We start from the raw sequence: 26,301 nt of genomic DNA, 5'->3' as shown, positions 1-26,301 counted from the left end.
AATTTATAGATGCAAGTTTCAAATTCAATTTTGAATTAATTTTGAATTTGTTAAAGTATTCGTTAAAATACTCATTTAAACGATTAATGGTTTGCATCAAAACTTATAGCTGTATCCAAAACGTACTACCTGTGTCTCATAATAATCCCTGCTCGTATAGCGGAAACCGTTGCCCTGCACTTCTTTTCTGATAACAAGCATGTTAAACAGGTCGGTAGCATTCAGGAACAGTTCGCCTTTACCTTTTTGTATCATTTTTTTAAGCCCCATGTCTACCGAAAACCGGTGGCCTGTCTTACCCTGCGGCACAATATCCGGTGCAAGGTAAGCCGCCTGTAGCTGCCCGGTAAAGGTTTTCGCAAAATTAAAGGTGTTGTTGAATTTGATGTTCCCTGATGTCATCTGCTGCCTCCCATTAGAAACAATTACCGGAACAGGGTACAGGATGTTTACAGAAAACGGATCTATTGTATTCCGGTAAGCGTTGAGGTTGAGGTTAAAAGAATACCATGAAGCCACTTCACGCGAAATGACCACCTCGGCTCCTGTGTTGGAACTCTTTCCCGCGTTCTGGAAAACATTATATATCAGTGTACTTCCTGGTGCCGTAGTAGCTATCCGTGTAATGGTGCCATCTACAAACTTTTGGTATAGTGAAGCAAAGAGGTAGCCTTTGCCTATAGTAGCCTTATAGCCCAACTCTATCGAATTGGTAAATTGCGGGCGCAGCCCCGGATTGCCCACCTTGATGATCTCTGCATCGTCATACTTCGGGAAAATCCTGATATCCACCTCGTTTGGCCGGTCTACCCTGCGGTTGTAAAAAAGGGACAACTTATTGTTGTCATTGATTTTATAGGCAAAACGGAGGTTAGGGAAGGGTTGGAAATAGCTGTAGCCGCTGCTTTTATAAACCGGGTGGTTGCGGTTCACTTCATATTCCAGGTCGAAATATTCCATCCGGAGCCCGGCTTCCGCTTCTATTTTCCTGCTTTCAAAAACATAGTTGCCATAAAGCGCAGGGATCGCCTCTTCATAAATTGCCTTTCCTCCGGCACTGGCATCCAGTGGCGAGTTGAGCCCCGGATAAAAATGCATGTTGGTAGGAATAAGACGGTTCCGGAATTTAAACCCTGTCTCAAGGCGGCCATACCTTAGCGGCCTTATGTAATCTACACTCACATCGATAACACTTTCATCCGAAAGGAGTTTGAACGAATCCTTTCCGGTATAATCAGGCAGGATGTTGTCGAAAAAATATTTTTCATTTTCCCTGTGAAAGGTATAATTGATGCCTGCATTCAGCAAATGCCCTGGGTCTTTGAATTTGTGCTGGTAGCCCGCCGAAGCCATTACCGTAGTCTTCAGTTCATCCTCAAGGAATTGCCACAGCCTTAGCCGTTGCGAATAATCAGCATTAAAAAACGGCTCATCGCCATGGTCGAGGATCTTTTCGCTCCCGAAAAGGGCCGACAGGGTAAAGCTGTTCCGTTCATTAAAATTCCAGTCCACTCCTGTTTTAAAAGTGGTGAAGTGGGTATTGCGGTTCCGTTTCGTCTGTTGGTTGATTACGGTGCCGTCATCATAGGTCCGCGTTACAAATTCATTCTTATTAAGCGTTTCCGTATACAGGTAGTCCCCCTGGAAATAGATGTTTAATTTTTCTTTTCGGTAATTCAGCGACAACGAAGGATTGACTTTTGGGGTCATTTGGTATTGCGGCCGTATGGTGGGCAGGTTGGCTTTCCTTTCCCACAGCGCACCAAAGCCGGAACCCAGGCCGACTTTGCCATTAAGCCCTTCCTCTTTATTCTTTTTGTAAATAATATTGATGATGCCCGCATTGCCGTTCGCATCATATTTAGCCGACGGGTTATTGATGATCTCGATCCGCTCAATCGCCGATGCAGGTATGTTATCCAGCCCGGTCTGGCCACTGAAGCCTGTCATTGCGGTCTGTTTGCCATCAACAAGCAGCATTACTTTGTCATTGCCACGCAGCAGTACTTTGCCATCCTGGATAGTTACGCCCGGCAGGTTTTGTATCGCCTGCAATACCGATCCCCCGCTTTGCGCAATATTGTCGCTCACAGCAAAGGACTTTTTGTCCATCCTGTCGCTTATGGCATCGTTGGCTTTCTCAATAACTACTTCGTTGAGCAGTTGGGCATCTTCGGTCAGTTCGACAGTGCCCACATTCAGGAATTGCGAAAGCGTGCCAACATACAGTTCCTGTGCATGAGGCTTGTAACCCATTGATGTAATTTCAAGGGTGTAATTCCCCGGCGTGACATTGGTAAGCGTAAACAATCCTTCTTCATTGCTTACCGTTCCTGCCACCAGTGCTTCGTCTTTTTTTACCACCGCATTGGCATAAGGCAGTCCTTTTTGAGTAGCACTATCGGCTATAGTGCCGGAAATAGTTACAGTTTTTGTCTGGGCATAAAATGATGCTGCCGCAAAAAACAATATCAGGCAAAGGAATATTTTTTTGAAAGGGTATTTGGTAACCACTGTCTTGCATTTAATTATAAAGCAAAACTGCGAACCGATTTAGTAGGAAACCTGAATTTTTAAAATTTTACAGTAAAATTATGCAGGCCTTCGTGAAAATTATAGCTGATATCCCATCGGTTAAGCTCGATGATCTTTTTTACAATGGCGAGGCCAAGGCCATTGCCTTTAGTGGAAGAATCGGCTTTTGAGAACCGGTTGAACAGCTTTTCTGCATTTAAAGGCACATCCTGCCCAGTGTTGGAGAAAGTGATAGAATGGGATGTAGTTGTAATCACAATCTTCCCGTTGTCGGTATTGTGCCTGATGGCATTCAGGAACAGGTTGTTGATGAGTACTTCGGCCAGCACAGGATTGGTATTCACGGCTGCCCTTTTGGAAAGCTTTACGACCACGGCTACCGATTTTGAGGCGGCCTGTTCGATAAAGAAATCAAGGTGTTTCTCTATATAGTCATTAAATACCACCGGATGCTTTTCGAAATAACTGTCATTGTCGATCTTGGAAAGCAGCAATAAGTTTTTGTTCAGGCGGTTCATTCGCGACACATCATTGTTGAGGGACCCTATCAGGCCCGATTGCTCCTCTGATAACCCTGACGACTGCGAAAGCGTGTCCAGCTTGGTCTGGAAAAGGGCAAGCGGTGTCTGCAATTCGTGGGCGGCATTCTCTACAAATTCCCGCTGGCTTTTGTAAATGGCGGTGTTTTTTTCGATGAGGCGGTCCAGGCTATTGTTCAGGCGGGAAAATTCATCGATGTCGTTATCAATAAAATGGGGAGGATTATTTTTGTCGATCTCAAAATCCTGTATCTGTTGCAATGTGTTATAAAAAGGCGACCATATTCTTTTAGCCAGTCGGTTAGAAAGCAGGATGATACCTATCAGCAGGATTATAATAATAACCAGGAACATAACGGCAATACTAATAACCATCCCTTCCATTTCCACCAGGTTGCTTTTCTCAATGTAAGTGAACTGCTTACCATTGATCTCGACAGGAGCATAAAGCAGGCGGAAAGGCTCTTTTTCCCCGGAGATAGAATCGAACAATGACTTCCCGAAAATAGAATCTTTTGTAACACCCATGTCGGGTACGATCAGTACATCGCGGTTGTATTTATTCCATGCGGCAATGTCATCCTCAGAAAAATTGCGGCTGTCTTTCACAAAGTCCCCTTTATGGAAAAGCAGCACCTCATCGGTTTCATAAATATACAGCACCTCGCTAATAAAATAAAATACCGGTGCCGCTATTACCAATATAAGTACAGAGAAGGCAAGGAAGCTGCCGGTGGTTTTATTTAATAACTTTTTAGTCATCCTGCCATTTATATCCGAGTCCGTAAACCGTTTTTATATAATCTCCGCCACCCGCCGCACTTAGCTTTTTCTTTAGGTTCTTTATGTGGGCGTACACAAAGTCATGGTTATCCAGCATATCGGCCATGTCGCCCGAAAGATGCTCTGCAATCGCGCTTTTAGACAGCACTTTGTTCTCATTGCCGATGAGGTACAGCAGCAGGTCGATCTCTTTTTTTGTGATGTCTAATTTAGTGTTATTTACGGTAACGGTCTTGGAAAAAATGTCTATTGTTATCTCATTAAAAATAACATTGTTATTGCCCTTAAAATTCTTGCGCCTGATAAGCGCCTGTATCCTTACCAGCAGCTCCGATAAGTGGAAGGGCTTTGTGAGGTAATCATCTGCACCGAGGTTGAAGCCTTCTATGCGCGTATCAAGGTTTTCTTTTGCCGAAATGATAATCACGCCTTCGGTTTTGTTCCGGCGCTTCAGCTCGCGCAGCAGGTCAAAGCCGTCACCATCGGGAAGCATCAGGTCCAGCAGTATGCAGTCATAATCATACATGCTGATTTTGTCGAGCGCGTCTTTATAATTTCCCACCAGCTCGCATTGCACGCCGTTAGGCTTAAAATACTCTTTAATGCTGGAGGCAATTTCCTTCTCGTCCTCTATTACTAAAATTTTCATACTGCAATTTAGTAATTCAATTTTGAAGGAAATCTGAATTTATCTGAGTAACTGCCTAAATTTAAGAAATCAAGATTTAACCACATAGGCACATAGCTTTTAGAAAGAAACTGTAAAACTCAATTAAGCGACACATAGTGAAGCTACGCTTCACTATGTGTAAATATGTTTCCTTCAGCAATAATAATAAATTGCTATGGAACCTATGTCTCTATGTGGTTAATTAAGTTTCATTTATAATCCTGCAAAATTGCTATCTTGCTTCTGTCAATTGCAAAAAATGAAAAAAACAGATGTCATCATTATAGGCGCAGGCGCATCGGGCCTTATGACTGCGTATACTTTGGCGAAAGCGGGAAAAACAGTAACGGTGCTCGAAGCCAGGAACCGTATCGGCGGTCGCATTAATACCGTAAAAGAAAACTTTTCAGGCCCAACAGAACTGGGAGCTGAATTCGTTCATGGCGACTTGCCTGTTACCCTGAACCTGCTTAAAGAAGCCGGTATTGACGCTTGTGATGTGGGTTTTGAAATGTGGCAAAGTCACAATGGCACCTTTAAGCAGAGCGAAGAATTTGTAGAAGGCTGGGACGGATTTCTGGAAAAGCTGAATAAATTGCAAAGCGATATGCCACTGCTAGATTTTCTGGAGCATAATTTTTCAGGAGCCCGATATGATAAAATGCGCAGCCAGATAGAAAATTACGTAGCAGGCTACGATACTGCCGATTTCCGGGATGCGAGCGCTTTTGCACTGCGCAACGAATGGAACCATGAAGATGAGGATGCCCAACACCGTGTCGATGGCGGCTATGGCAAGATGATAAATTATCTTGCTAATGAATGCCGAAATGCCGGTAATGAAATCCATACTAATACAACAGCACGGGAGGTGAGATGGAAAGCTAATGCCGTGCAGGTTATGGCTGCCAATGGCACTATTTATGAAGCGGGTAAAGTTATTGTCGCCCTGCCGCTCGGTGTGTTGCAGGCACCGGATAATGCAGAGGGTGCGATAACATTCAATCCCCCGATTGAACAGCAAAAGCAGGCCATACATAATATGGGATTTGGGTCGGTAATAAAAATATTGCTGGAGTTTGACGAAATATTTTGGGAAAAAGAAACCATTTGTGCCAACCTTTCCAACATGGGCTTTTTATTTTCCGATGAGGCCATCCCAACGTATTGGACACAATCGCCTGCCCACAGTCCGCTGCTTACCGGATGGCTGGGTGGCCCGCCTGCTTTCGCCGAAAAAGGTACATCCGACGAGGCAATCTTACAGATGGCGATAGCATCGTTAGCGAATATATTCAAAACAGGGCAGGAGCAACTGCAAAACAAGCTTATTGCTTGGCATGTGGCCAACTGGACTGCCGAACCCTTTACCCGCGGATCCTACGCTTACGACAAAGTGAAAAGCCCTGAAGCCCGCAAAGTGCTACTGAAGCCTGTTGCAACTACTATTTATTTTGCCGGGGAATACCTCTACGACGGCCCTGCGATGGGAACAGTGGAAGCCGCATTGACCAGCGGGAAAAATGTTGCGGAAAGTATACTGGCAAAAAAGTAGTTGAACATATTTTATAAAAAAAATGCCGCACCTTTACAAGATGCGGCACCTAAAAGCACTACCTTTTTTATGAAATTTTCTAAGCCAGGTCGCGTGTCAGCCAGCCCCTTTTGTGGGCGGTCGCTATGGCGTACGGTGTAATCCAGAACAGCGCGAAAGTGTATAGTATGCTGTACGAATAGGCCCAAACCGATTCGGCAATAGTGTGCCTTTTTGCATAAAACAATACCGGGAAGCTGGAAAATACCAATATGCCGAATATTGTTGAGCTTAAGAATAATATTGGGTGTATGGCAATAAAAAACAACATGAACAGCAGGAACGGGTAGGTCATGATAAGCCTTAATGATTGGTTAAGGAATAATAGCCTGGTCCCAATTTTCGATCCTTCCCTGAAATTTTTGAACACAAATTTTCCCATCATGATGTTCTCACGCACATTGCTCCTGTCCCAGCGGATGAACATTTTATACAGCCCGCTGTATTTCTCGGGTACATTGGTCAGCACATGGGCATTTCTCTGGAACAGTACTTTATAGCCTTGTTTTAATATCATGTTTGTCATGGCGCGGTCTTCACCAATGTCCGACGGCTGCCCCATAAACGTCTGGTTGATCCATTCCGGAAGGCATGCAAATACGGCATCGCTCCTGTAAGCCGATAAAGCACCGGGTGTACACATCACCGAACCGAGCATGCTCTCTGCAGAGCGCACAAACTCAAAACTAAGGGCAAAACTAACATTCAGCATTTTTGGCAAGATGGCATTGCCGTTATTAAGCACTTTTACGTTACCTGCCACAGCCCCGCAGTCAGGATTGGTTACAAACGGGCTCACCAGGTTGCGCAGCGTGTCGGGCTTTACCACAGAGTCACTGTCTACAGTTACGAATATCTCTCCCGTACCCAGGTTAAATCCGCGGTACAGCGCATGTCGTTTGCCTTTATTTTCAGGTTGCTGGAAAATGTCCACGCGGTCACCAAGCACTTTTTTTGCTTTTTGCATCCAGTACCAGGTATAATCCTTGCTGCCATCGTCTATAGCCAGCAGCTGCATTTTTTCTTCAGGGTAAAGGCTTCCCGCCAGGCTCATCAGCGTATCGTATACCAGTTTGCCTTCGTTGTAAGCCGGTACAATAACAGTACAGGTGGGCAGCAACTCATCCGAAACCGACTTAATCGATTTGTATCGGAAGTACAGCACTACGCTATATAGGAAAAATCCAAGCTTGAATAACAGCAGCGCAGAAGCAACGATAAGAAAAGGGAATCCCCATGAAGAATTGATCCTGTCGGCATTGAATTGCGAAAAATCAGCCGCAAGCTCATACATAAGGAAAGCCGAGAATGCCATAAGTACAAAAGTACCTATGAGCACCATGCGTCCCATAATGCGTGATTTCACGGTTTTGTTTTCACCGGCACTTAAAGAAATATTCTTTTGGGGTATGTTGGAATTGATATCGGGAACAAAGCTGGTTATTGTACTACCGGCTATGCTTCCACTATTATTTACGTTGTATAATGGGTTGGTTGTAATTATTCCGTTTTTCATAGTGCAACATTATTAGTTATGCCAGATAATAGGCAATCATTATGCCTTAACTTTATGTTGCTGTAATACAGTGAATTAAAAAATGAAACACAAGGCAGAATGTGTGGAATTTCCACACTTTTTTATAAAATTTCCACATTTGTAATATGTTGCTGATAAAGGTTGCTTATCTAGTCATTATGTGCAATCTGTTAAAAATCAGGGCCGATATACTTTGGGCATAATCATTGCGTTATCATTCTCCTATTGACGATGCAAAGGACCTGAATGAAGAAAAACATCACCTTCTGGCTTTCCATGTGCAGCGTGGCATGCCTCCATGCGCAGGAAAAGATTATAATCGGCCACGATACCCTTGTCAACCAGACAAAAATCACAAAAGAATCCTCCGTTTACCGGAAACTGATGGTACCTGCCGTTTTGGTAGGTTATGGCGCTATTGGTCTCGGCAGTGACGAGCTCAGGAACATCAACAGCAAAGTGAGGGTGGGGGTAAACGGCAGCAGGGGGCAACGTACCAATATTGACGATTATTCAAGGTATGTGCCCGCAGCTTCGGTATATGCACTCAACCTGATGGGGATCAAAGGGAAGCACAATTTTCGCGACCGTACGATCATATTAGCAACATCCCAGCTGATCATGTGCGGCTCAGTAATGGGGCTCAAATCACTGTCGGCAGAAGAGCGCCCTGATGGCAGCACCAACAATTCCTTTCCGTCCGGACATACTGCAACCGCTTTTGCCGGAGCCGAATTTTTATGGCAGGAGTATAAGGATGTTTCGGTTTGGTATGGTGTTGCCGGCTATGTAGTTGCTACCGGTACCGGCCTGCTGCGCATATACAACGACAGGCACTGGCTTACCGATGTAGCTGCCGGAGCCGGGATTGGGATATTGAGCACCAAGATCGCCTATTGGATATACCCTTGGATGCAGGAGCAGCTTTTCGGCACGAAGGAAGAAAAGAAGTTTTCAGCGCTTGCGGCGCCTTTTTATAATGGCGAGCAGGTGGGGGTTACCGCAGTTTTGAGGTTTTAAGTTCATCAGGCTCTTAGCCGGAATTATCTTCTTCCCTTTAGAGGGGCAGTGCTGTACGTCGCCAAACGCTCCCAAAATAGCAAAATCCCTCACGAGGAGGGATTTTATTCTGTACGTTACATAAGTTATTGACGGTATTTATGGCCTCCTGCCTGTAGCAAGCCTGTAAAGGATACCGATAATTGCCAATACTAATAAAATGTGGATAAGGCTTCCTACAGATTCGTAAAAACCAAAAAATCCTACAAGCCATCCTATAATTAGGATCACTACGATCAACCAGATTAAATCTCTCATAATTGTAATATTTTAAATAGTTAGTGAGTTAAAATTACTTCTTTACGGAGAGGTATGTTAATTAATTAAGAATCCTTTAATAGCCAAAGTTTTCTTAATTAGACAGCTCCTTTAAATAAATAACGAAAATCATTTTGCCTGTTTATTTATTACCTACTTTTGTCCTGTTTTAGAATATTTTGCATGCAGACTCCTTTAAAAATTGCTATTGTCGGTTCAGGCCTGGTGGGTTCACTGCTGGCCATATACCTCAAGAGGGCAGGCCACACCGTTCATGTTTATGACCGCAGCCCGGATATCAGGACCATAAAGTTCTCAGGGCGCTCTATCAACCTTGCCATGTCGCACCGCGGCTGGCGTGCGCTCGATGAGGTAGGCCTTGGCGACCAGATACGCGAAATAGCAATGCCGATGGATAAAAGAGCCATACATACTGTAGGGCAGCCGCTCAACTACCTGTATTATGGCAAGGATGGCGAGAATATTTATTCAATCTCGAGAGGAGTGCTCAACCGCAAGATGGTAAGCCTCGCTGAAGCCGAAGGTGCCGAGTTCTTCTTCAATACCCGTGTTTGGGATGTAACTATGGCTACGGCAACCCTGCATACCGGCGAAACTGAGCAGGGTACATGGGACGACCGCAAATACGATATGGTCTTTGGAGCTGATGGTGCTTTCTCAAGGGTGCGCCACAGGATGCAGAGGCAAAATATGTTCAACTACTCACAGGAATTCCTCAATACAGGCTACAAAGAACTCAATATACCTGCAAACCCCGACGGTTCGCACAAGCTTGATAAAAACTCCTTCCATATTTGGCCAAGGCGTGATTTTATGCTTATCGCGATGCCTAACCTGGACGGCAGTTTTACCTGCACCTTGTTTATGCCCTTTGAAGGCGAGCATTCTTTCGAAGCGTTAAAAGACAAGGAAACGCTGGAAGCTTTCTTTGCTAAATATTTTCCATCGACTACGGATGTAATACCAAACCTGGTAGAGGATTTCTTCAAAAACCCTACAAGTTCGCTTGTTACCATGAAGTGCTATCCATGGACGTACGAGGATAAGGTGGCCCTGATAGGGGATGCCTGCCACGCGATAGTGCCTTTTTACGGCCACGGGATGAATGCCGGGTTTGAAGATATTACAATCCTAAACCAGCTTATGGGACAATATGGCGATGACTGGAAAACCATTTTTGAAGAATACCAGAAAAGCCGCAAGCCGAATGCTGATGCCATAGCTGAGCTATCCTACCGCAATTTTATGGAAATGAGCTCGGATACTGCCGACGCTTCGTTTCTTCTGCGAAAAAAGATAGAAAAACGCTTCTCCGAAAAATATCCTGACAAATGGCTGCCGCTGTACAGCAGGGTTACTTTCAGCTTCCGTCCGTATTCGGAGGCGCTGGCTTTGGGTGACCACCAAAAAGCTATTATGGATGAGGTAATGGCAACAGAAGGTATTTTTGAAAGGTGGGATTCTCCCGAAGTTGAAGCCAAAATGCTGGAACTACTCCAAAAATAATTATTCTTCGCGGTTTACTTTTTCAATAGAAAATGCAGGCGTGCAAACAGAAATGTACTCGCATTCATCCCCAAACGGGTTGGAATACTGCACGCGTACATTCCGGTTTATTTTTATCGATTGACCCGCATTAAGCACGACTGTTTCACCATCGATTATAAACTGTTTCCTTCCCTTTATAATATAGGTGTACTCATCAAATTCGGGTGTCTGGAAAGGCTCGCTCCATCCCGGTGGCGCTACCATATGCGCAATAGATATACCGGAATTTCCATCCGTTGCCTGCCCGAAATGCTCTTCGATCAGTTTTCCATCTGTTGTGGGTACTACAAACGGAGTGTCCTGTAAAATGTAATTTTTCATTTTTTAAAGATAAAATAAACGGCAAGTATCAAAAATACGAAACCCACTGCGTGGTTCCACCGAAAGGTCTCTCCTTTAAAAAACAGGAGCATAAACACCGTGAATACCACGAGCGTTATTACTTCCTGTATCACTTTCAGCTGCAATAACGTAAACGGCCCGCCATTTTCCTTGTAGCCGATTTTATTGGCAGGTACCTGGAAGAAATACTCAAAAAGGGCCAGTCCCCAGCTTATTAATATGACAGCTATCAGCCCGAGGTTCTCAAACCATTTGAGTTCTTTAAATTTCAGGTGACCATACCAGGCCAGTGTCATAAAAATATTCGACAGAATCAGGAGTCCTACAGTAAAAAATCCCTTCATAATATAAGTCAGTTGCTAAGCTAAAACGTTTTAAAACTATTATATTGTAATATTAATATTACAATATTTGAATGTGTGGATATTTAAAATGTGAATTTACTCATAAATGGCAATACTTCAAATTAAAATAGGATGCCTGCACAATAAATAGTTTCGATTTGTGTTATTTATATGTTATCTATATTAATTCTAAGTAATTTTTAATGAATAATCGTTTTGAAGGGTTTAAAATAAATATTGTATAAGCAAAGTAATTAAACTGGCCGTTTTGCTAAGTTTATTATTGTAATAAATTACTGTTAAGAATTGAGAAAAAAAATCATTTTGTTTTTTTTTCTATTCTAATACTATAAATTTGCCAGTCTTATACAAAGAAAGTTTTAACAATAAGAAACTATTATTAAAAAATCAGAAAACTAAATTTTTAAAAGAAATGGCAAACGCATCTATTCAAAAGGTTGAAAAATCGGGTTCTTCAACGGGATCTAACGTATTCGCAGCATTAACTATCGTGCTTTGTTTGATAGTTGGAGCACTTGTTTGGAAATTCATCATGGGACACCCGTCAAACTTCCAGGATAACAATCCTGAAGGTGAGCCGATAGCAGGAAACTACCTTGCAATGGTTTACAAAGGAGGATATGTTGTACCGGTGCTTATGGGGCTTTTGCTAATGACAATTGTTTTTTCAATCGAGAGGCTATTCGTAATAAGCAAAGCAGCAGGTAAAGGAAATGTTGAGACTTTTGTAAGGAAAGTACAGGGGCAGATCGCTGCAGGCAACATCAACGAAGCTATGGCTGAGTGCGACAAGCAGCAGGGAACTGTGGCTAACGTTATAAAGGCAGGCCTGTTGAAATATGAAGAAGTTAAGAGGGAAGGCTTTGACAGCGAAAGGGCTGAAGCGGCTATCCAGCAGGAAATAGAAGAGGCAACGTCTCTTGAAATGCCAATGCTTGAGAAAAACCTTGTAATCATCTCTACCCTTGTATCTATTGGTACGCTAATGGGACTTCTTGGAACGGTAACAGGTATGATCAAGGCGTTCTCTGCTCTTGGTGCCGGTACAACTCCTGACTCAGCACAGCTTGCGAGCGGTATCTCTGAGGCGCTTATCAACACTGCAACAGGTATCTCAACATCTACAATAGCGATCATCGCTTACAACGCGTTCACATCTAAAATTGACAAGCTTACTTACTCTATTGATGAGGCAGGTTTTGCAATCACCCAAACCTACAGGAGGTTCAGGGCACGTGCAAACAACTAATTAAGAGTAGGATAAAATATTTGGTTTGAAAGTGTGTGCCTGCATGCACTTTCAGGCCTTCATAAGCTAATAAAAACTATAATGGCTAAAGTTAAGATATCAAAGAAGAGCACCAGGATAGACATGACCGCAATGTGCGACGTGGCATTCCTTTTGCTTTCATTCTTTATTATGACTGCTACCGCAAAACAGCCTGAGCCCAAGCCGGTAGATACGCCCCAGTCTACAGTGATCGAAAAACTGCCTGAAGAGGGAGTTGCTACAATTACTGTTGGGCAAAAGCAGGTGTTCTTCCTTATGCCGAGGGAAATCAGGAAAGGGACGCTGGAGCGCATGGCAACTAAGTATAATGTTCAGTTTACTGCTGATGAATATGCTGAATTTGAGAAGATGGAAGGTTTTGGTGTAAAGATCACCGAGTTAAAATCGCTTTTGAAAACATCTCCTGCAGACAGGGTTAAGAAGGGTGTTCAGGGAGGTATCCCTTATGATACCATCAACAAAAATGCAAAAAACCAGCTTTTTGACTGGGTAAAAAATGCAAGGGAAGTCCAAAGGCAGATCTATAGCGATAAATTTGATGCCGGCGAGATAAACGCTGAGGACTTCAAAGTAAAAGGTGACCTCCAGATCGCTATAAAAGGTGATGCCAAGGAGGAATATCCAACTATCAAAACGGTAATGGATATACTGCAGGATCAAAAGAAGAACAAGTTCTACCTTGTGACAGGTTTACGAAACGAAGATTTTTAATATTACAAAAAGATAATATAAAATGGCAGAATTAAATACTGGCGGCGACGGTGGCAAGGGCAAAAAGGTAAGAAGCAAGAAATCCAATCCGGGGGTTGACCTTACGGCGATGGTTGACCTTGCGTTCCTTTTGATAACGTTCTTCATGCTTACGACGACGCTTTCTAAGCCGCAGGCCATGCCGCTACCGATGCCTGATAAAACAGATCAACCGAATGACCCGAATAGAAACCAGAAAATCCCTGAAGAAAGGATGATGACCATCCTTATTGGAAGCAAGAACAGGATAACCTGGTATATGGGTAAATTTGATGCCCCGACGATACCTCCTACACAGGCTTCATTCGGAAAAGACGGTATCAGGAAAGACCTGTTGAAAAATGTAAAATTGGGCAAACAGTATGCAGTCCAGGAAGGTAGGCCAAAAGAAGGCCTTGTGGTAAACATTAAGGCAAGCGATAAGGCAAGCTACAAAAACCTTGTAGATATACTGGATGAAATGGCAATAACCAAGCCGCAGCTTTTTGCTATCGGCGACATGACCCCGGGCGAGCTTGACTTATTAAAACAGTCACAATCATACGAATAATCTGACGGTCAACAAAAAACAAAAAATTATGTCAAAAATAGGTATATTTAAGCAAGACTGGATCGACATGGTGTTTGAAGGCCGTAACAAAAAATACGGCGCTTACAAACTAAGGTCCGAAAGCCCTGTAACGACCTCAATAGCTTTGGGTATCGGTATCGTTCTCTTCGTGGGGCTTATTCTTTCTTATCATCTTCCGGGCCTTATCGGCGGTATGATGAAAGAAGAGCAAAAGGAAGATGTGAAGCTGGTCGAGGTTACCGACCTTCCGCCACCGCCGGAGGAAATCCTTCCGCCGGAGCCTCCTAAAGTGCAGCAGTTGCAGGCGCCAAAGTCTATAGTTGAAGAAATTAAGTTCAAGCCGCTTGAAGCCGCAAAGAAGGAAGAAGTTCCTGACGAGATTCCGGATACCAAAGACTTTAAGGATGCCGATCCAAGCGACAAAAATGCAGAAGCAAGCCCGGAAGGGGATATTAATATTGATAAGCCTTCAGGAGACCTTAACAAAGGTGTTGAGCCTGCAGAGGACAATGGTATATACAATTCTGCGGGATTGCAGGTACAGCCGGCTTACCCTGGCGGTATGGATGCTTTCTACAAGTATGTAAACAACAACTTCAGGATACCTGAGATTGATCAGAATATGGTAGCTAAGATATATGTATCGTTTGTTGTGGAGAAAGATGGCTCTATGACACAGATAAAAATACTTAGGGACCCTGGCTTCAACCTTGGTAAAGAAGCAGAGCGCGTACTTAAATCGATGAAAAAGAAATGGGAGCCGGGTATCCAGAACGGGAAACCGGTAAGGGCATCTTATAACCTGCCTATTACCATTAATATAAAATCATAGGAAATAAGAGATGTTTTCAAGTAGAAGATCTCAAAATGAAAAACAGAAATCGCTACAACAGCGATTTCTGTTCGTTTTGGGAATAGTGTTTTTCCTTTTGTATTTTGTCTTAGGGATGATGATCATCTTTTGGGACGAGCTGCCGCTATCATTAAGCCATAACAGGAGGATAGCCCTTGGGGTGCTCCTGATAGGCTACTCTTTCCTGAGGTTCATCAGGCTTATTCAAAAGAATAAAAGCAATGATGAATAAGGAAACATTTCCAATATATTCCCTGTACAATTCTGGTATGAAAAAAATTTTATTCCTGCTTTTGCTCGTTGGTATCACCGCGATGGCACAAGAGACCACTGCCCCTGATGATAATGAGGTCTATAATTCCGCCGGCTTACAGGTACGGCCGGAATACCCGGGTGGCATGCAGGCATTTTACCAATATGTATCCAGGAGTTTCCGTGTTCCTGATCTTGATAATGAAGAAGATATTTCAGCAAAAATTTATGTAACGTTTGTTGTAGAAAAAGACGGGAGCCTTACTGGTATAAAAGCCTTACGCGATCCGGGCTACGGTTTAGGGTATGAAGCCGTAAGGGTACTGAAGCTTTGTGAAAAATGGAGTCCCGGCATGCAGAATGGAAAAGCAGTGCGTACAAACTATACCCTTCCAATTGCCATCAACATAACCGGTACCCACAAATTAAAAGAGGAAGTTAAAGAAGAAGTTGAAGTGATCGAACCGGTCAAACCAGAAGCTAAGCCAAAAGTAACAAAAGTGGCCGCAAAAAAGAAACAAAGTACTACAAAAAAAAAAAACATAGGCCTGTATCTGTACTTTTGAATTTAATAACTTTTCTGACATGAATAGAAATCGTAAATTGAAATATACATCAGGGATAATTTTTACCGGTGTCATAATTGCCACTTTGGTGTTTGCGTGTAAAAAAGGGAACGGCAAGGAAGGTTTCGAAGGTGAGTCGCTAACTTATGGTAAGGCTACTATACTGGTAGATAATACGGTGCAGCCAATAGTTGAGGATGTGCTTGCCGTTTTCCACAATGTTTATGACCAGGCACATATACACCAGGTAAATCTTACCGAAAATGAAATATTACAGGAGCTTCAAAGGGATACCTGCAAAATAGCAGTAATGCCAAGAAAATTAACCGCAGAGGAAGAAGCGCATTTCAGGCGCAAAAATATCACGCCACGCATAACCGAATTCGCAGTTGATGCGATTGCCCTCATAACGAATTCAAAAGCTACGGATACCATACTCAATCTCCGGGAGGTATACAGCGTTTTGCAGGGTAAGCCTTCTGTAAAGGTGCCAAAGCTGGTTTTTGACAATCCGAATTCAAGTACGGTAAAAGAGCTTATGAGACTGGCAGGTGTTAAATCAATGCCAACTTCAAATGTCTATGCTTTGAAATCTAATGAAGAAGTGATTAAATTTGTACATGACAACCCGGGATCGATAGGGATTGTAGGCGTAAACTGGTTGGTGCAGCCGCCGCCGGCATTGTTGAAATATGTGGAAGACATAAGAATACTCGCACTGGATAATGTTAAAATTGACAAAGGCGAAAAAGAATATTATAAGCCTTCGCAAAGCAATATAGCTACGGGTTCATACCCACTTACAAGAAAGCTCTACGTGTTAAATTATCAGGGCAAAAAAGGCTTAGGCATGGGTTTTGCAACTTACATAAGTGCACCCGAAGGGCAGCGCATCATTTTAAAGTCGGGGCTGCTGCCTGTAACCATTCCTACAAGGGAAGTTGAAGTGCAATAATTATGAAATTACTAAATATTTATAAAGGAGAAATTAAAATGACCAAGATGAAAAAATTTAAATTCCTCGGTTTATCATTGTTGTTTTTTGGTGTGGCTACTGCACAGGATGTCAATGAAGCCAAAAAAGCCATTGATGCAGAGCAATACCAAAAAGCAAAAACCATTTTGAAATCGCTTATAAATTCTACACCAGATGACGGAAAAAACTATTTCCTTTTGGGAGAAGTTTACATGAAGCAAAGCGAGCAGGATTCTGCTGCTATCTATTTCAATAAAGGTAAAGCCGTAAAAAACAATCCCGAATATAATACCATTGGCCTTGGCCACATAGACCTGGACAACGGCAATGCTGCCGCTGCGCAGGCAAAGTTTGACGCAGTAGAAAAAGACCTTAGGAAGAAAGATGTAGAGCAGCTGATTTATATTGGACGCGCTTACATTACTTCTGAAAAGCCGGATTATAAAAAAGCGATTGCGGTTCTGAACAGGGCTGTTGCCAAAGATTCTAAATCGGCGCAGGCCTATCTTAGCCTTGGCGATGCTTACTATGGCGACCGCGACCAGAATAATGCCTACCCTGCTTACCGTACAGCTGGTACGCTCGACAGTGGCCTTCTAAGGGCAAAACTGCAGCTTGGTGTTATTACTAAAAACACAAGGGCGGCGTTCCCGGAAGCAATAAAAGAGTTTGACGCGGTTATTGCTGCGAATCCGAACTACGGCCCGGTTTACAGGGAACTTGCCGAAACCTACTACCTGTGGGCAAATACCGAAGGCGGTAAATATGCGGAGTACATCAAGAAAGCGCTTGGCTACTATGAAAAATACATGTCGCTTACCGATTATTCGCTTAATTCAAGGATGAGGCATGCCGACTTCCTGGTACTTACCCGCGACTGGAAAGCCCTTGAAGCCGAAGCACAGGCAATGCAGCAGCTGGATAAGGTTAACCCAAAGATCTTGCGCTACCTTGCTTACGCGGCCTATGAGAACGGCAACTATGCAGGAAGCCTTACAGCAATGAAAGACTTCCTTGCCAAGGTAGATCCTAAAAGGGTTATTGGTAGGGATTACCTGTACCTTGGCCTTGCAAAACTGGCAACTACTGTAGGCAAAGATGCCGAAAACAACGCCGTTATTACAGACCAGGTTGTATTTGATGAGGCGATCGCCGATATCAAAAAAGCAGCTGAAATGGACATCAACCTTACCAATGAGTTTAACGAGATAGGTAAGAAGCTATTCTCCCAAAAACTATATGCTCCGGCATCGGTAGTGTTTGAGATTGCCGCAGCTAACCCAGCCAACAAGAACCTGTTTTATGACAATTTCTATTTAGGTTATGCCATATACTACGATCACCTGAACAAATCGGACGAAGCTAAAAAACAGAATATTGAGCAGCTTAAAAAGGGCGATGCAGCTATGGCTAAGGTTATCGAGCTTTCGGCTACCTCACAGGATGCCTACCTTTTCAAGGCGAGGATAAACCAAAGGATCGCTACCGATGAGTCGTATGCCGAAATGGCCAGGGCGTATGACGAATACCTTAGGGTAGTCACCGAAAAAGGCGAAACAGAAACATCTAAAGATGCAGTAAAGAAAAATATGGTGGAAGCTTATTCTAATGCCGGTGCCTACTACGCGGTTAAAGATAAGGCGAAAGCTATCGACTACTTTACGAAAGCGCTTGCGATAAACCCGAACGATGATTACGTTAAAGGAGAATTGACAAGGCTTAAGAAATAATGTAATACCTAAATGAATTAACCGTCCGAATTATCGGGCGGTTTTTTTATTGTACATAATACAGCTGATAATGTGTATCTTTGCACCCTATTTTTGAATACGATGCTGAACAAGGAAATACAGATGGAAGTTGAGAAGGGCGAAATGCTGCCCTTAATGGAGGAATTTTATACCATACAAGGCGAAGGGTACCATACAGGTACTGCTGCCTATTTTATACGTGTGGGTGGCTGCGATGTAGGCTGCCATTGGTGCGATGTAAAGGAAAGCTGGAATGCAGCGCTTCATCCACCTACAAGCACCGACACCATTGTTGCCAATGCAAAGCAATATGCCAAAACAATTGTAATAACCGGCGGCGAACCGCTAACCTGGGATATGGGGCCACTAACATCAAAGCTAAAAGCCGAAGGCATGAAGACCCACATTGAAACATCTGGGGCTTACTCTCTTTCAGGGACGTGGGACTGGATATGCCTTTCGCCAAAAAAGACCAAGCTGCCTACTTATACCGTTTATGCCCATGCCCACGAGTTAAAAGTCATCATACACAACAGGCACGACTTTATTTTTGCCGAAGAGCAGGCTGCCAAAGTGAACGGCAACGCGATACTGTTCCTACAGCCGGAATGGAGCAAAAAAGAAGAAATGACCCCGCTCATTGTAGACTATGTAATGGCAAACCCAAAATGGAGGGTTTCGCTGCAAACACATAAATATTTGAACATACCATAAAGATATTTTAGTGATAAAACACAACCCGGACACTGTTTCGGGTTTTTATTTACCTATCGTTAGCCGTGCCAAATAATCAAAATGCTCTCCTTCCATAACCAACTCGCAACCCAGCCCGTTGGCATGCGCTGCATTCTGTAAAGTGTTATAATCAAGGTAGAGCCAATCAAAAGGTTCTTCGGTTTCGCCTTTATATTTTATAGTAAAAGTCACTTCGCCGTAATATTCGGTATCCGAAGGGATCCATTTACCGCCGTCCTCATCTTCATCGAACATATAGATGATATCGGAAGAATCGATCAGGATTTGCCCACCTTCATTGAGCAGTGATTTCAGCTTTTGGAGATAGTCGGAAATATTTTTCAGCTTCCCGAATATTCCGGTGCCGTTCATCAGTAAAATAACAGTGTCAAACTTTTCATTTTCCAGTTCAAGGACATCAATACAAATGGCGTTGCTTATCCCGCGCAATGTACATGCTTCGATCGCTTTCTTGGAAATGTCGATAGCCATTACGCTAAGCTTTTTTTCATTTTGCAGGTACAGGCTGTGGCTTCCGGCTCCGCATCCCACATCGAGCACACGGCCTTTTGCCAGTGAAAGCGCTTTCTTCTCAATTTTCGGCATTTCCTTATAACTCCTGAAAAGGTAGGCTACGCTCATTTCATCCTCTTCAGAAATAGAAGTTTCGGTAACAAGGTCTTCCGGGGCATTGCCGGTTTGGTAGTCTAATATCGCTTTCCCGAAAAGGTCTTTCATTTTTTTATACTTTTGCCACAGAAAGATAATGACTGCGGAATGGAGGATTTTTTAAAACAGCTGCCGAAGCTCGCCAAAGATAAGCATAACGAGAATAAAAAGTTTTTTGATAAGCTTAAAAAGAAAACGCCCAAAAATCTCGACTATACAATGCAGGACCTGCACGACAGGGAATTTAAAAAAGACTATTGCCTGAGCTGTGCCAATTGCTGCAAGACCACGGGGCCGCTGTTTACCCTGGCCGATATCGAGCGCATAGCAAAGCACCTTCGGCAAAAGCCACAGCAGTTCATCGATAAATACCTGCGCATCGATGAGGATAATGATTATATCCTGCAAAGCGTTCCGTGCACGTTCCTCGATAATGAAAATTACTGCATGATCTACGACGTGCGCCCGAAAGCCTGCCGCGAGTTCCCGCACACCGACCGGAAAAAGTTCCAGCAGATCGCAAGCCTTACCATGAAAAATGTAGCGATATGCCCGGCAGCGTATAATATTGTGGAAGAGATGAAAAAGAAGATAGGGGTATAATAAGCGATCGGTGCAATCCACCAAACCCGTTGCATTCCCAGCTTCAGAGGGGTGTTCAATAGAAATAAAAATTTAATCATCCCAAAATAATTCGGAACGATTTTTTTTTAGTTTTACTGCAAAATAGCAACATGGCAAAATTTACTGCACTCAAGCCGATGATCTATACCAGGGAGCTGAAAGAAACGGTTGCATTCTACGTCAATGTGCTTGGTTTTGAATGTGCCGCTTTTGAAGAAAGCTGGGGTTGGGCATCGTTCGTAAAAGATGGCGTGGAGATTATGGCCTGCCTTCCGAATGAGCATATCCCATTTGATGCACCTTTGTTTACTGGTTCGCTATATATCACAACAGAGGATGCAGATGCGCTCTGGCAACAATGGAAGGATAAATGCAGGGTATGCTACGAGATTGAAACTTTTGAGTACGGCATGCGCGAGTTTGCTATTTATGATAACAACGGCTACCTGCTTCAGTTCGGGCAGGAAATAAACCAATAAGATTATGAAACTGCTACGCAATATATTTATTATCGCAATATTTTCAATGGGATTGTCGGCACTTTTCTATTACAGGAACAGTGAAGTAGTGAAAACCTCTTCGTGGGTAGATGAAATAGGGGAGATAGCCACTGTTGGCGTGTTCATTTTTATATTTACATTTATCTTGTACCTCATTGCAAGGAGTGTAACAAAAGGTGCGCGGGCAATAACAAAGAAAAAGCCCTCCGGTCAGGAAGGCTTGGATAAGCGTTAGGCAGCGATTTCTTCTGCGGCGTGCTCCTTAAGCTCGCCCACAAAGCTCTCAATGCTGTGTATCTTGTCTTCTACATATTCAAGAAGCCCTTCGATCTTGTCTTTCAGGTCTTCAAAGAAAGCGATGATATCTTCAATATATCCTTTTACTCTGTTTATAAACCCAAGGATGTATTCAATAAAGCTGTTTAATTTTTCGGTAATATTCATGATGCTATGTTTTAGAATTTCTATTACTGAAAATTACGAAACCCGATCCGTAACCCGAAACACTTTGTCAAAACATTAAGATTTTAAGTTCAATTGGTGGCAAACCAATTGCACTTAAAAAGAGAGTTATTCGAGTATAATAGCCACATGAGTAAGCACGTCTCGCTCCCCTCTCCTTGGGAGAGGGGTCGGGGGAGAGGACAAATTACCTCCCATAAATCAAATACTTCTTCCGCACCTTTTTAAAATCAGAAAGCCCATCCTTCCAGCTGTCCCGTATCTCATCTTCACTCATCCCGCTTTCTATTTGCTGGCGTAAAACGGTAGTCCCCGCAAGTTTGGTAAAGAACGAGGTAAAGAATACCGATTTGTCTTTGGTTTCCCCATACGCTTTTAGCAGCCATTTCAATTCCAGCTTTTTCACGCGTGGTGCTTTGCTAAGGTCTTCGCCAAAGCACAATTTCCCTTTTTGTGGCGGTTCTTTAGCACCTTCATTCGGCATTGGCGTAAAGCTGAAACCGGTATCCGGCAGGTCGGGCGACCCGTATATCTGGAACTGCTTGTCGGTGCCGCGCCCCAGGCTCACATTGGTGCCTTCAAAAAAACACAGGCTGGCATACAAGTTTATGGCCTGGTCGTTCGGCAGGTTAGGCGAGGGCTTCACCGGCAGGTGGTAAAACATATTTCTTTTGTAGTTAAGGCAGGGTATAACGGTCAGCTCACATTGCAGGCTGTCCTTCAGCCATTTCTCACCATTGATCATTTTTCCGTATTCCCCTATGGTCATGCCGTGAAGCACGGGTATCGAATGCATCCCTATAAAACTCGTGTTCTCTTTTTCGAGTATAGGCCCGTCAATAATGCCGCCATTAGGGTTCGGCCTGTCGAATACGATAAGTGGGAGGTTCTTCTCGGCACACGCCTCCATTATATAATGAAGTGATGATATATAGGTGTAAAAGCGCGCGCCCACATCCTGCAGGTCGAACACCAGGATATCGATCCCGTCCAGCTGCTCCGGCTTAGGCTTTTTGTTATCACCATAAAGCGAGATGATCGGCAGGCCTGTTTTGGTATCCTTTCCATCCTTAATAAGCTCTCCTGCATCTGCCGTACCGCGAAAGCCATGTTCCGGGGCATATATTTTTTGTACATTGACGTTATTGTCAAGCAAAAAATCCACTACGCTCATCATTCCTTCCTGGTCGGTGTTGAGCTTGATCCCGTTTCCTTCATCACGCCCTTCAATGTAACGCACGATCCCGGTCTGGTTGGTAACCACGCCCACTCTTTTGCCTTCCAGCAGCGGAAGGTAGGCGTCAAAATTATCGGCGCCGGTTATTATTTCTTTTTTGTCATTTTTGGCTTTCAGCGATATCGGCCTGCTCGTGGTAGTAGTGTCAATTACGGTAGAAGTGGCAGGGCGCAATGATTTTCCGCACCCTACGATAAATACTATTGAGAATAAAAATGTATTTTTGAACAACGAATTAGATACCATACCAGTTGAATTTAGAATATTTCATAGCCCGCAGGCTTGTTACTGCGAAAAACCATAAAAGTAGTATATCTGCGCCAATTATAAAAATTGCGATCATTGCCATTGCTATTGGCATTATCATGATGGTCATTGCTGTGGCTACCGGGGTGGGGCTGCAGGACAAGATTCGCGAAAAGGTATCCGCCTTCAACGGGCACGTCATCATTTCCAATTTCGACGATAATCAGTCCGAAGTCAGCGTAGAGCCGCTTTCCATAAAGCAGCCTTTTTATCCGAAATTTACATCGGTGCCGGGGATTGATCATATACAGGCAGTGGCTTCAAAGGCAGGTATCATCCGCACAGAGAAAGCTTTTGACGGCATTGTATTTAAAGGTGTCGGAAAAGAGTACAAATGGGATGTCCTAGATGAGTACATTGTTGCTGGCAGGAAACCCAACCTTAACGGTGCGCTCAACAACGAGGTAATGCTATCGGAATACCTTGCCAACAGGCTCGAGCTGAAAGTGGGCGATGAATTCAATACCTATTTTATGAAAGAAGGCGGCAACGGCATGCCCAATCTCAGGAGGTTTAAACTTGTTGGCATTTATAATTCCGGATTCCAGGAATTCGATGCGGCTTACCTGATAGGCGACATCCGCCACGTGCAGCGCATCAACAAATGGAAAGACGGGCAGGTGGGTTCTTTCGAAGTATTCATCGACGACTTCAATAAAATCGACGAAAAAGGGAAAGAGATTTATGATGCTATTCCGTCGACCCTTGAAAGCAGGACCATCAAAGAAAAATATTTTAATATTTTCGAATGGCTTACGCTGTTTGATGTCAATATAATGGTGATCATCATAATCATGGTGATCGTTGCGACAATAAATATGATCGTAGCGCTGCTGGTCCTTATACTGGAACGCACCCAAATGGTCGGCATGCTTAAAGCTTTGGGTGCAACCAACTGGAGTGTGCGCAAAATATTTTTGTACAACGCCGCCTACCTTATAATAAAAGGGCTCCTGTGGGGCAATGGCATCAGTATCGGGCTGCTGCTTATCCAGAAATACTTCGGCATTATCAAGCTCCCGCCCGAAAATTACTATGTCAGCGTAGCGCCCGTCACCATAGATATCCCCGCGATCCTCCTCATAAACGCCGGTACCATAATAGTATGCCTTACACTGCTGCTCATCCCGTCGTACATCATTACCAAAATTTCCCCTGTAAAAGCCCTCCGTTTCGATTAATTTTTTTTGAAGCGAAAGGCTTGGTCTTTATCAGCCATCCCTTTTCCTGCTATCCGCTTTATTCCCCGCCGAAAAAGGCGGGGGATGCCGCTGCTATCAGGGCTATCGGCCATCTATCCGTATATTTGTGATGTTTCTTATGTGTATCACAACACTATACTATTATATAGTATGTCGGTTGGGTAGGCACGTCTCGCTCCCCTCTTGCGGAGATAGCTCGTCCCGATTCATCGGGGGCCGGGGGTTAGGTCTTTCAACTTGTGCTGTAGACGCAAAAACCTTTGTGTCCTCTATTCCGATATTATAAATAAAAACCTCCGTGCTACTCTGTGCTTCCTCTGTGAAACTCTGTGGTACAAAAAAATCCAAAAAAACTTTCGTTGTCAAAAACCACGTTAACAAAGAGTTAAGGAAAAGCGAAGAAAAAAGATAAAAAAAAGGCGTTGAAAAGTTTGGAAAAGCGGAATAAGTGCCTACTTTTGCACCCGCATTCAAGGCAATGTTCTTAGACAGACTGAAACGCAAACGGCCCTTTAAAGACGGGCGCTTTACTATACTAAGTAGGGTGGCGGTCAAAAAAGGGAAGCTTAAAAAAAAGTAAAAAAAGATTTGGATTGTAAAGGGAAAAGAAATTATCTTTGCCCTCCCTAACCGAAAGGAAAAGGAAGCAAGTTCACTTCAAAAAAATACTGAAAAATAAGCTTTAGAAAATAAATTAAAAAAAGTTTTCAAAAACGCTTGCGGGTTTAAAAAGAAGTTGTACTTTTGCACCCGCTAACACAGAGAGCCGCTACGGCGAACGAGGTTAGCGAGAAATAAGAAGAATGATACGTTCATAGACATATTGGATTGACAGCATAAGAGAGAGTAAGAAGCTCTTAGCGAATTATTGAAAAAGACCTGAATTAAGATCGTAAAAATATAAAAACATACGATGAAGAGTTTGATCCTGGCTCAGGATGAACGCTAGCGGCAGGCCTAACACATGCAAGTCGAGGGGTAGAAGCTTTCGGGCTTTGAGACCGGCGCACGGGTGCGTAACGCGTATGCAATCTGCCTTACACTAAGGGATAGCCCAGAGAAATTTGGATTAATACCTTATAGTATATTGATGTGGCATCACATTATTATTAAAGATTTATTGGTGTAAGATGAGCATGCGTCCCATTAGCTAGTTGGTATGGTAACGGCATACCAAGGCAATGATGGGTAGGGGTCCTGAGAGGGAGATCCCCCACACTGGTACTGAGACACGGACCAGACTCCTACGGGAGGCAGCAGTGAGGAATATTGGTCAATGGGCGCAAGCCTGAACCAGCCATGCCGCGTGCAGGATGAAGCATCTATGGTGTGTAAACTGCTTTTGTACGGGAAGAAACACCTCTTCGTGAAGAGGCTTGACGGTACCGTAAGAATAAGGATCGGCTAACTCCGTGCCAGCAGCCGCGGTAATACGGAGGATCCAAGCGTTATCCGGAATCATTGGGTTTAAAGGGTCCGTAGGCGGTTTTATAAGTCAGTGGTGAAATCCGGCAGCTCAACTGTCGAACTGCCATTGATACTGTAGAACTTGAATTACTGTGAAGTAACTAGAATATGTAGTGTAGCGGTGAAATGCTTAGATATTACATGGAATACCAATTGCGAAGGCAGGTTACTAACATTATATTGACGCTGATGGACGAAAGCGTGGGGAGCGAACAGGATTAGATACCCTGGTAGTCCACGCCGTAAACGATGGATACTAGCTGTTTGGTTGTAAGACTGAGTGGCTAAGCGAAAGTGATAAGTATCCCACCTGGGGAGTACGGGCGCAAGCCTGAAACTCAAAGGAATTGACGGGGGCCCGCACAAGCGGTGGAGCATGTGGTTTAATTCGATGATACGCGAGGAACCTTACCAGGGCTTAAATGTAGTGGGACAGGCTTGGAAACAGGCCCTTCTTCGGACTCATTACAAGGTGCTGCATGGTTGTCGTCAGCTCGTGCCGTGAGGTGTCAGGTTAAGTCCTATAACGAGCGCAACCCCTGTTGTTAGTTGCCAGCGAGTAATGTCGGGAACTCTAACAAGACTGCCGGTGCAAACCGTGAGGAAGGTGGGGATGACGTCAAATCATCACGGCCCTTACGTCCTGGGCTACACACGTGCTACAATGGCCGGTACAGAGAGCAGCCACCCCGCGAGGGGGAGCGAATCTATAAAGCCGGTCACAGTTCGGATCGGAGTCTGCAACCCGACTCCGTGAAGCTGGAATCGCTAGTAATCGGATATCAGCCATGATCCGGTGAATACGTTCCCGGGCCTTGTACACACCGCCCGTCAAGCC

26 protein-coding genes and 1 rRNA gene (1 of these 27 running past the window's edge) are annotated in these 26,301 nt (G+C 43.8%); 17 read left to right on the top strand and 10 right to left on the bottom strand.

Translation table 11 applies throughout. The features are described from left to right. Positions 1–96 precede the first annotated feature (96 nt). From HYN59_RS01845 to HYN59_RS01835, 3 genes are read right to left on the bottom strand one after another with little or no spacing between them, the layout of a single operon-like run. The gene (locus tag HYN59_RS01845) at positions 97–2,514 is read right to left on the bottom strand and encodes a TonB-dependent receptor (protein WP_108776638.1); all 2,418 of its coding nucleotides are present in this window, start codon (positions 2,512–2,514) and stop codon (positions 97–99) included. Positions 2,515–2,573: 59 nt separating this feature from the next. Beyond that, a complete protein-coding gene (locus HYN59_RS01840; protein ID WP_108776637.1) occupies positions 2,574–3,836 on the bottom strand; it encodes a sensor histidine kinase in 1,263 nt (420 codons plus the stop codon). Then, positions 3,829–4,506 (bottom strand): response regulator transcription factor, encoded by a 678-nt coding sequence (locus tag HYN59_RS01835; RefSeq protein ID WP_108776636.1) that lies wholly within the window; start codon positions 4,504–4,506, stop codon positions 3,829–3,831. The genes HYN59_RS01840 and HYN59_RS01835 overlap by 8 nt, the downstream gene beginning before the upstream one ends. A 280-nt stretch (positions 4,507–4,786) precedes the next feature. Here HYN59_RS01835 and HYN59_RS01830 point away from each other — a divergent pair, with 280 nt between their 5' ends. Next, the gene (locus HYN59_RS01830; protein ID WP_108776635.1) at positions 4,787–6,082 is read left to right on the top strand and encodes a flavin monoamine oxidase family protein; all 1,296 of its coding nucleotides are present in this window, start codon (positions 4,787–4,789) and stop codon (positions 6,080–6,082) included. A 79-nt stretch (positions 6,083–6,161) separates the two neighbouring features. Here HYN59_RS01830 and HYN59_RS01825 read toward each other — a convergent pair whose 3' ends face one another. Beyond that, positions 6,162–7,637 (bottom strand): glycosyltransferase family 2 protein, encoded by a 1,476-nt coding sequence (locus HYN59_RS01825; RefSeq protein WP_108776634.1) that lies wholly within the window; start codon positions 7,635–7,637, stop codon positions 6,162–6,164. Positions 7,638–7,904: 267 nt separating this feature from the next. On the opposite strand from HYN59_RS01825, the gene HYN59_RS01820 reads away from it, so the two are divergent. Beyond that, on the top strand, positions 7,905–8,678 hold the full coding sequence (locus HYN59_RS01820) for a phosphatase PAP2 family protein (protein ID WP_245895640.1): 774 nt from the start codon (positions 7,905–7,907) through the stop codon (positions 8,676–8,678). 138 nt (positions 8,679–8,816) lie between these two features. Here HYN59_RS01820 and HYN59_RS01815 read toward each other — a convergent pair whose 3' ends face one another. After that, entirely contained in the window at positions 8,817–8,975 is a 159-nt protein-coding gene (locus HYN59_RS01815; RefSeq protein WP_108776633.1) for a lmo0937 family membrane protein, read from the bottom strand. A 183-nt stretch (positions 8,976–9,158) separates the two neighbouring features. On the opposite strand from HYN59_RS01815, the gene HYN59_RS01810 reads away from it, so the two are divergent. Continuing rightward, entirely contained in the window at positions 9,159–10,502 is a 1,344-nt protein-coding gene (locus tag HYN59_RS01810) for an FAD-dependent oxidoreductase (RefSeq protein ID WP_108776632.1), read from the top strand. On the opposite strand, the gene HYN59_RS01805 is transcribed toward HYN59_RS01810, so the two are convergent. Both HYN59_RS01805 and HYN59_RS01800 read right to left on the bottom strand, forming a co-directional pair. Next, the gene (locus HYN59_RS01805) at positions 10,503–10,865 is read right to left on the bottom strand and encodes a cupin domain-containing protein (protein WP_108776631.1); all 363 of its coding nucleotides are present in this window, start codon (positions 10,863–10,865) and stop codon (positions 10,503–10,505) included. Beyond that, positions 10,862–11,230, bottom strand: coding sequence for a DMT family protein (locus HYN59_RS01800; protein WP_108776630.1), 369 nt, complete (start codon positions 11,228–11,230; stop codon positions 10,862–10,864). The genes HYN59_RS01805 and HYN59_RS01800 overlap by 4 nt, the downstream gene beginning before the upstream one ends. A gap of 433 nt (positions 11,231–11,663) precedes the next feature. On the opposite strand from HYN59_RS01800, the gene HYN59_RS01795 reads away from it, so the two are divergent. The 9 genes from HYN59_RS01795 (at position 11,664) to HYN59_RS01755 (ending at position 18,975) form a co-directional block, all read left to right on the top strand. After that, complete coding sequence (locus HYN59_RS01795; RefSeq protein WP_108776629.1) at positions 11,664–12,500, top strand: MotA/TolQ/ExbB proton channel family protein; 837 nt, start codon at positions 11,664–11,666, stop codon at positions 12,498–12,500. Between the two features lie 81 nt (positions 12,501–12,581). Next, entirely contained in the window at positions 12,582–13,253 is a 672-nt protein-coding gene (locus HYN59_RS01790) for an ExbD/TolR family protein (RefSeq protein WP_108779614.1), read from the top strand. A 22-nt stretch (positions 13,254–13,275) separates the two neighbouring features. After that, positions 13,276–13,842 carry an ExbD/TolR family protein gene (locus HYN59_RS01785; protein WP_108776628.1) on the top strand — a complete coding sequence of 189 codons (567 nt, stop codon included), beginning with the start codon at positions 13,276–13,278 and terminating at the stop codon, positions 13,840–13,842. A 28-nt stretch (positions 13,843–13,870) separates the two neighbouring features. Further along, positions 13,871–14,695, top strand: coding sequence for an energy transducer TonB (locus HYN59_RS01780; RefSeq protein WP_219928790.1), 825 nt, complete (start codon positions 13,871–13,873; stop codon positions 14,693–14,695). A gap of 115 nt (positions 14,696–14,810) precedes the next feature. Beyond that, positions 14,811–14,948, top strand: a complete 138-nt coding sequence (locus HYN59_RS18225; RefSeq protein ID WP_245895638.1) for a hypothetical protein — start codon at positions 14,811–14,813, stop codon at positions 14,946–14,948. 37 nt (positions 14,949–14,985) lie between these two features. Next, a complete protein-coding gene (locus HYN59_RS18410) occupies positions 14,986–15,534 on the top strand; it encodes an energy transducer TonB (RefSeq protein ID WP_342748338.1) in 549 nt (182 codons plus the stop codon). A gap of 19 nt (positions 15,535–15,553) precedes the next feature. Further along, positions 15,554–16,489 carry a PstS family phosphate ABC transporter substrate-binding protein gene (locus HYN59_RS01765; protein WP_108776625.1) on the top strand — a complete coding sequence of 312 codons (936 nt, stop codon included), beginning with the start codon at positions 15,554–15,556 and terminating at the stop codon, positions 16,487–16,489. 47 nt (positions 16,490–16,536) lie between these two features. Next, positions 16,537–18,240 carry a tetratricopeptide repeat protein gene (locus HYN59_RS01760; protein WP_108779612.1) on the top strand — a complete coding sequence of 568 codons (1,704 nt, stop codon included), beginning with the start codon at positions 16,537–16,539 and terminating at the stop codon, positions 18,238–18,240. A gap of 102 nt (positions 18,241–18,342) precedes the next feature. Further along, complete coding sequence (locus tag HYN59_RS01755; RefSeq protein ID WP_108776624.1) at positions 18,343–18,975, top strand: 7-carboxy-7-deazaguanine synthase QueE; 633 nt, start codon at positions 18,343–18,345, stop codon at positions 18,973–18,975. A gap of 45 nt (positions 18,976–19,020) precedes the next feature. Here HYN59_RS01755 and HYN59_RS01750 read toward each other — a convergent pair whose 3' ends face one another. Then, the gene (locus HYN59_RS01750; protein ID WP_108776623.1) at positions 19,021–19,734 is read right to left on the bottom strand and encodes a class I SAM-dependent methyltransferase; all 714 of its coding nucleotides are present in this window, start codon (positions 19,732–19,734) and stop codon (positions 19,021–19,023) included. 39 nt (positions 19,735–19,773) lie between these two features. Here HYN59_RS01750 and HYN59_RS01745 point away from each other — a divergent pair, with 39 nt between their 5' ends. From HYN59_RS01745 to HYN59_RS01735, 3 genes are all read left to right on the top strand, one after another. Next, positions 19,774–20,268 (top strand): YkgJ family cysteine cluster protein, encoded by a 495-nt coding sequence (locus tag HYN59_RS01745; protein ID WP_108776622.1) that lies wholly within the window; start codon positions 19,774–19,776, stop codon positions 20,266–20,268. A 131-nt stretch (positions 20,269–20,399) separates the two neighbouring features. Then, entirely contained in the window at positions 20,400–20,768 is a 369-nt protein-coding gene (locus HYN59_RS01740) for a VOC family protein (RefSeq protein ID WP_245895636.1), read from the top strand. Between the two features lie 4 nt (positions 20,769–20,772). Beyond that, the gene (locus HYN59_RS01735; RefSeq protein ID WP_146185843.1) at positions 20,773–21,024 is read left to right on the top strand and encodes a hypothetical protein; all 252 of its coding nucleotides are present in this window, start codon (positions 20,773–20,775) and stop codon (positions 21,022–21,024) included. On the opposite strand, the gene HYN59_RS01730 is transcribed toward HYN59_RS01735, so the two are convergent. Beyond that, positions 21,021–21,233, bottom strand: a complete 213-nt coding sequence (locus HYN59_RS01730) for a hypothetical protein (RefSeq protein WP_108776620.1) — start codon at positions 21,231–21,233, stop codon at positions 21,021–21,023. The two genes, HYN59_RS01735 and HYN59_RS01730, sit on opposite strands and share 4 nt — an antisense overlap. Positions 21,234–21,438: 205 nt before the next feature. Next, a complete protein-coding gene (locus HYN59_RS01725) occupies positions 21,439–22,734 on the bottom strand; it encodes an exo-beta-N-acetylmuramidase NamZ family protein (protein ID WP_108776619.1) in 1,296 nt (431 codons plus the stop codon). Positions 22,735–22,739: 5 nt separating this feature from the next. Between HYN59_RS01725 and HYN59_RS01720 the strand changes: the two genes are divergently transcribed. Together HYN59_RS01720 and HYN59_RS01710 are read left to right on the top strand one after the other, a co-directional pair. Continuing rightward, on the top strand, positions 22,740–23,975 hold the full coding sequence (locus tag HYN59_RS01720) for an ABC transporter permease (protein WP_108776618.1): 1,236 nt from the start codon (positions 22,740–22,742) through the stop codon (positions 23,973–23,975). 931 nt (positions 23,976–24,906) lie between these two features. Next, positions 24,907–26,301 (top strand): 16S ribosomal RNA (locus HYN59_RS01710); it runs 121 nt beyond the window's last position.

This window comes from Flavobacterium album (assembly GCF_003096035.1).
Lineage (GTDB): Bacteria > Bacteroidota > Bacteroidia > Flavobacteriales > Flavobacteriaceae > Flavobacterium > Flavobacterium album.
This window is presented reverse-complemented; position numbering and strand designations above follow the sequence as displayed.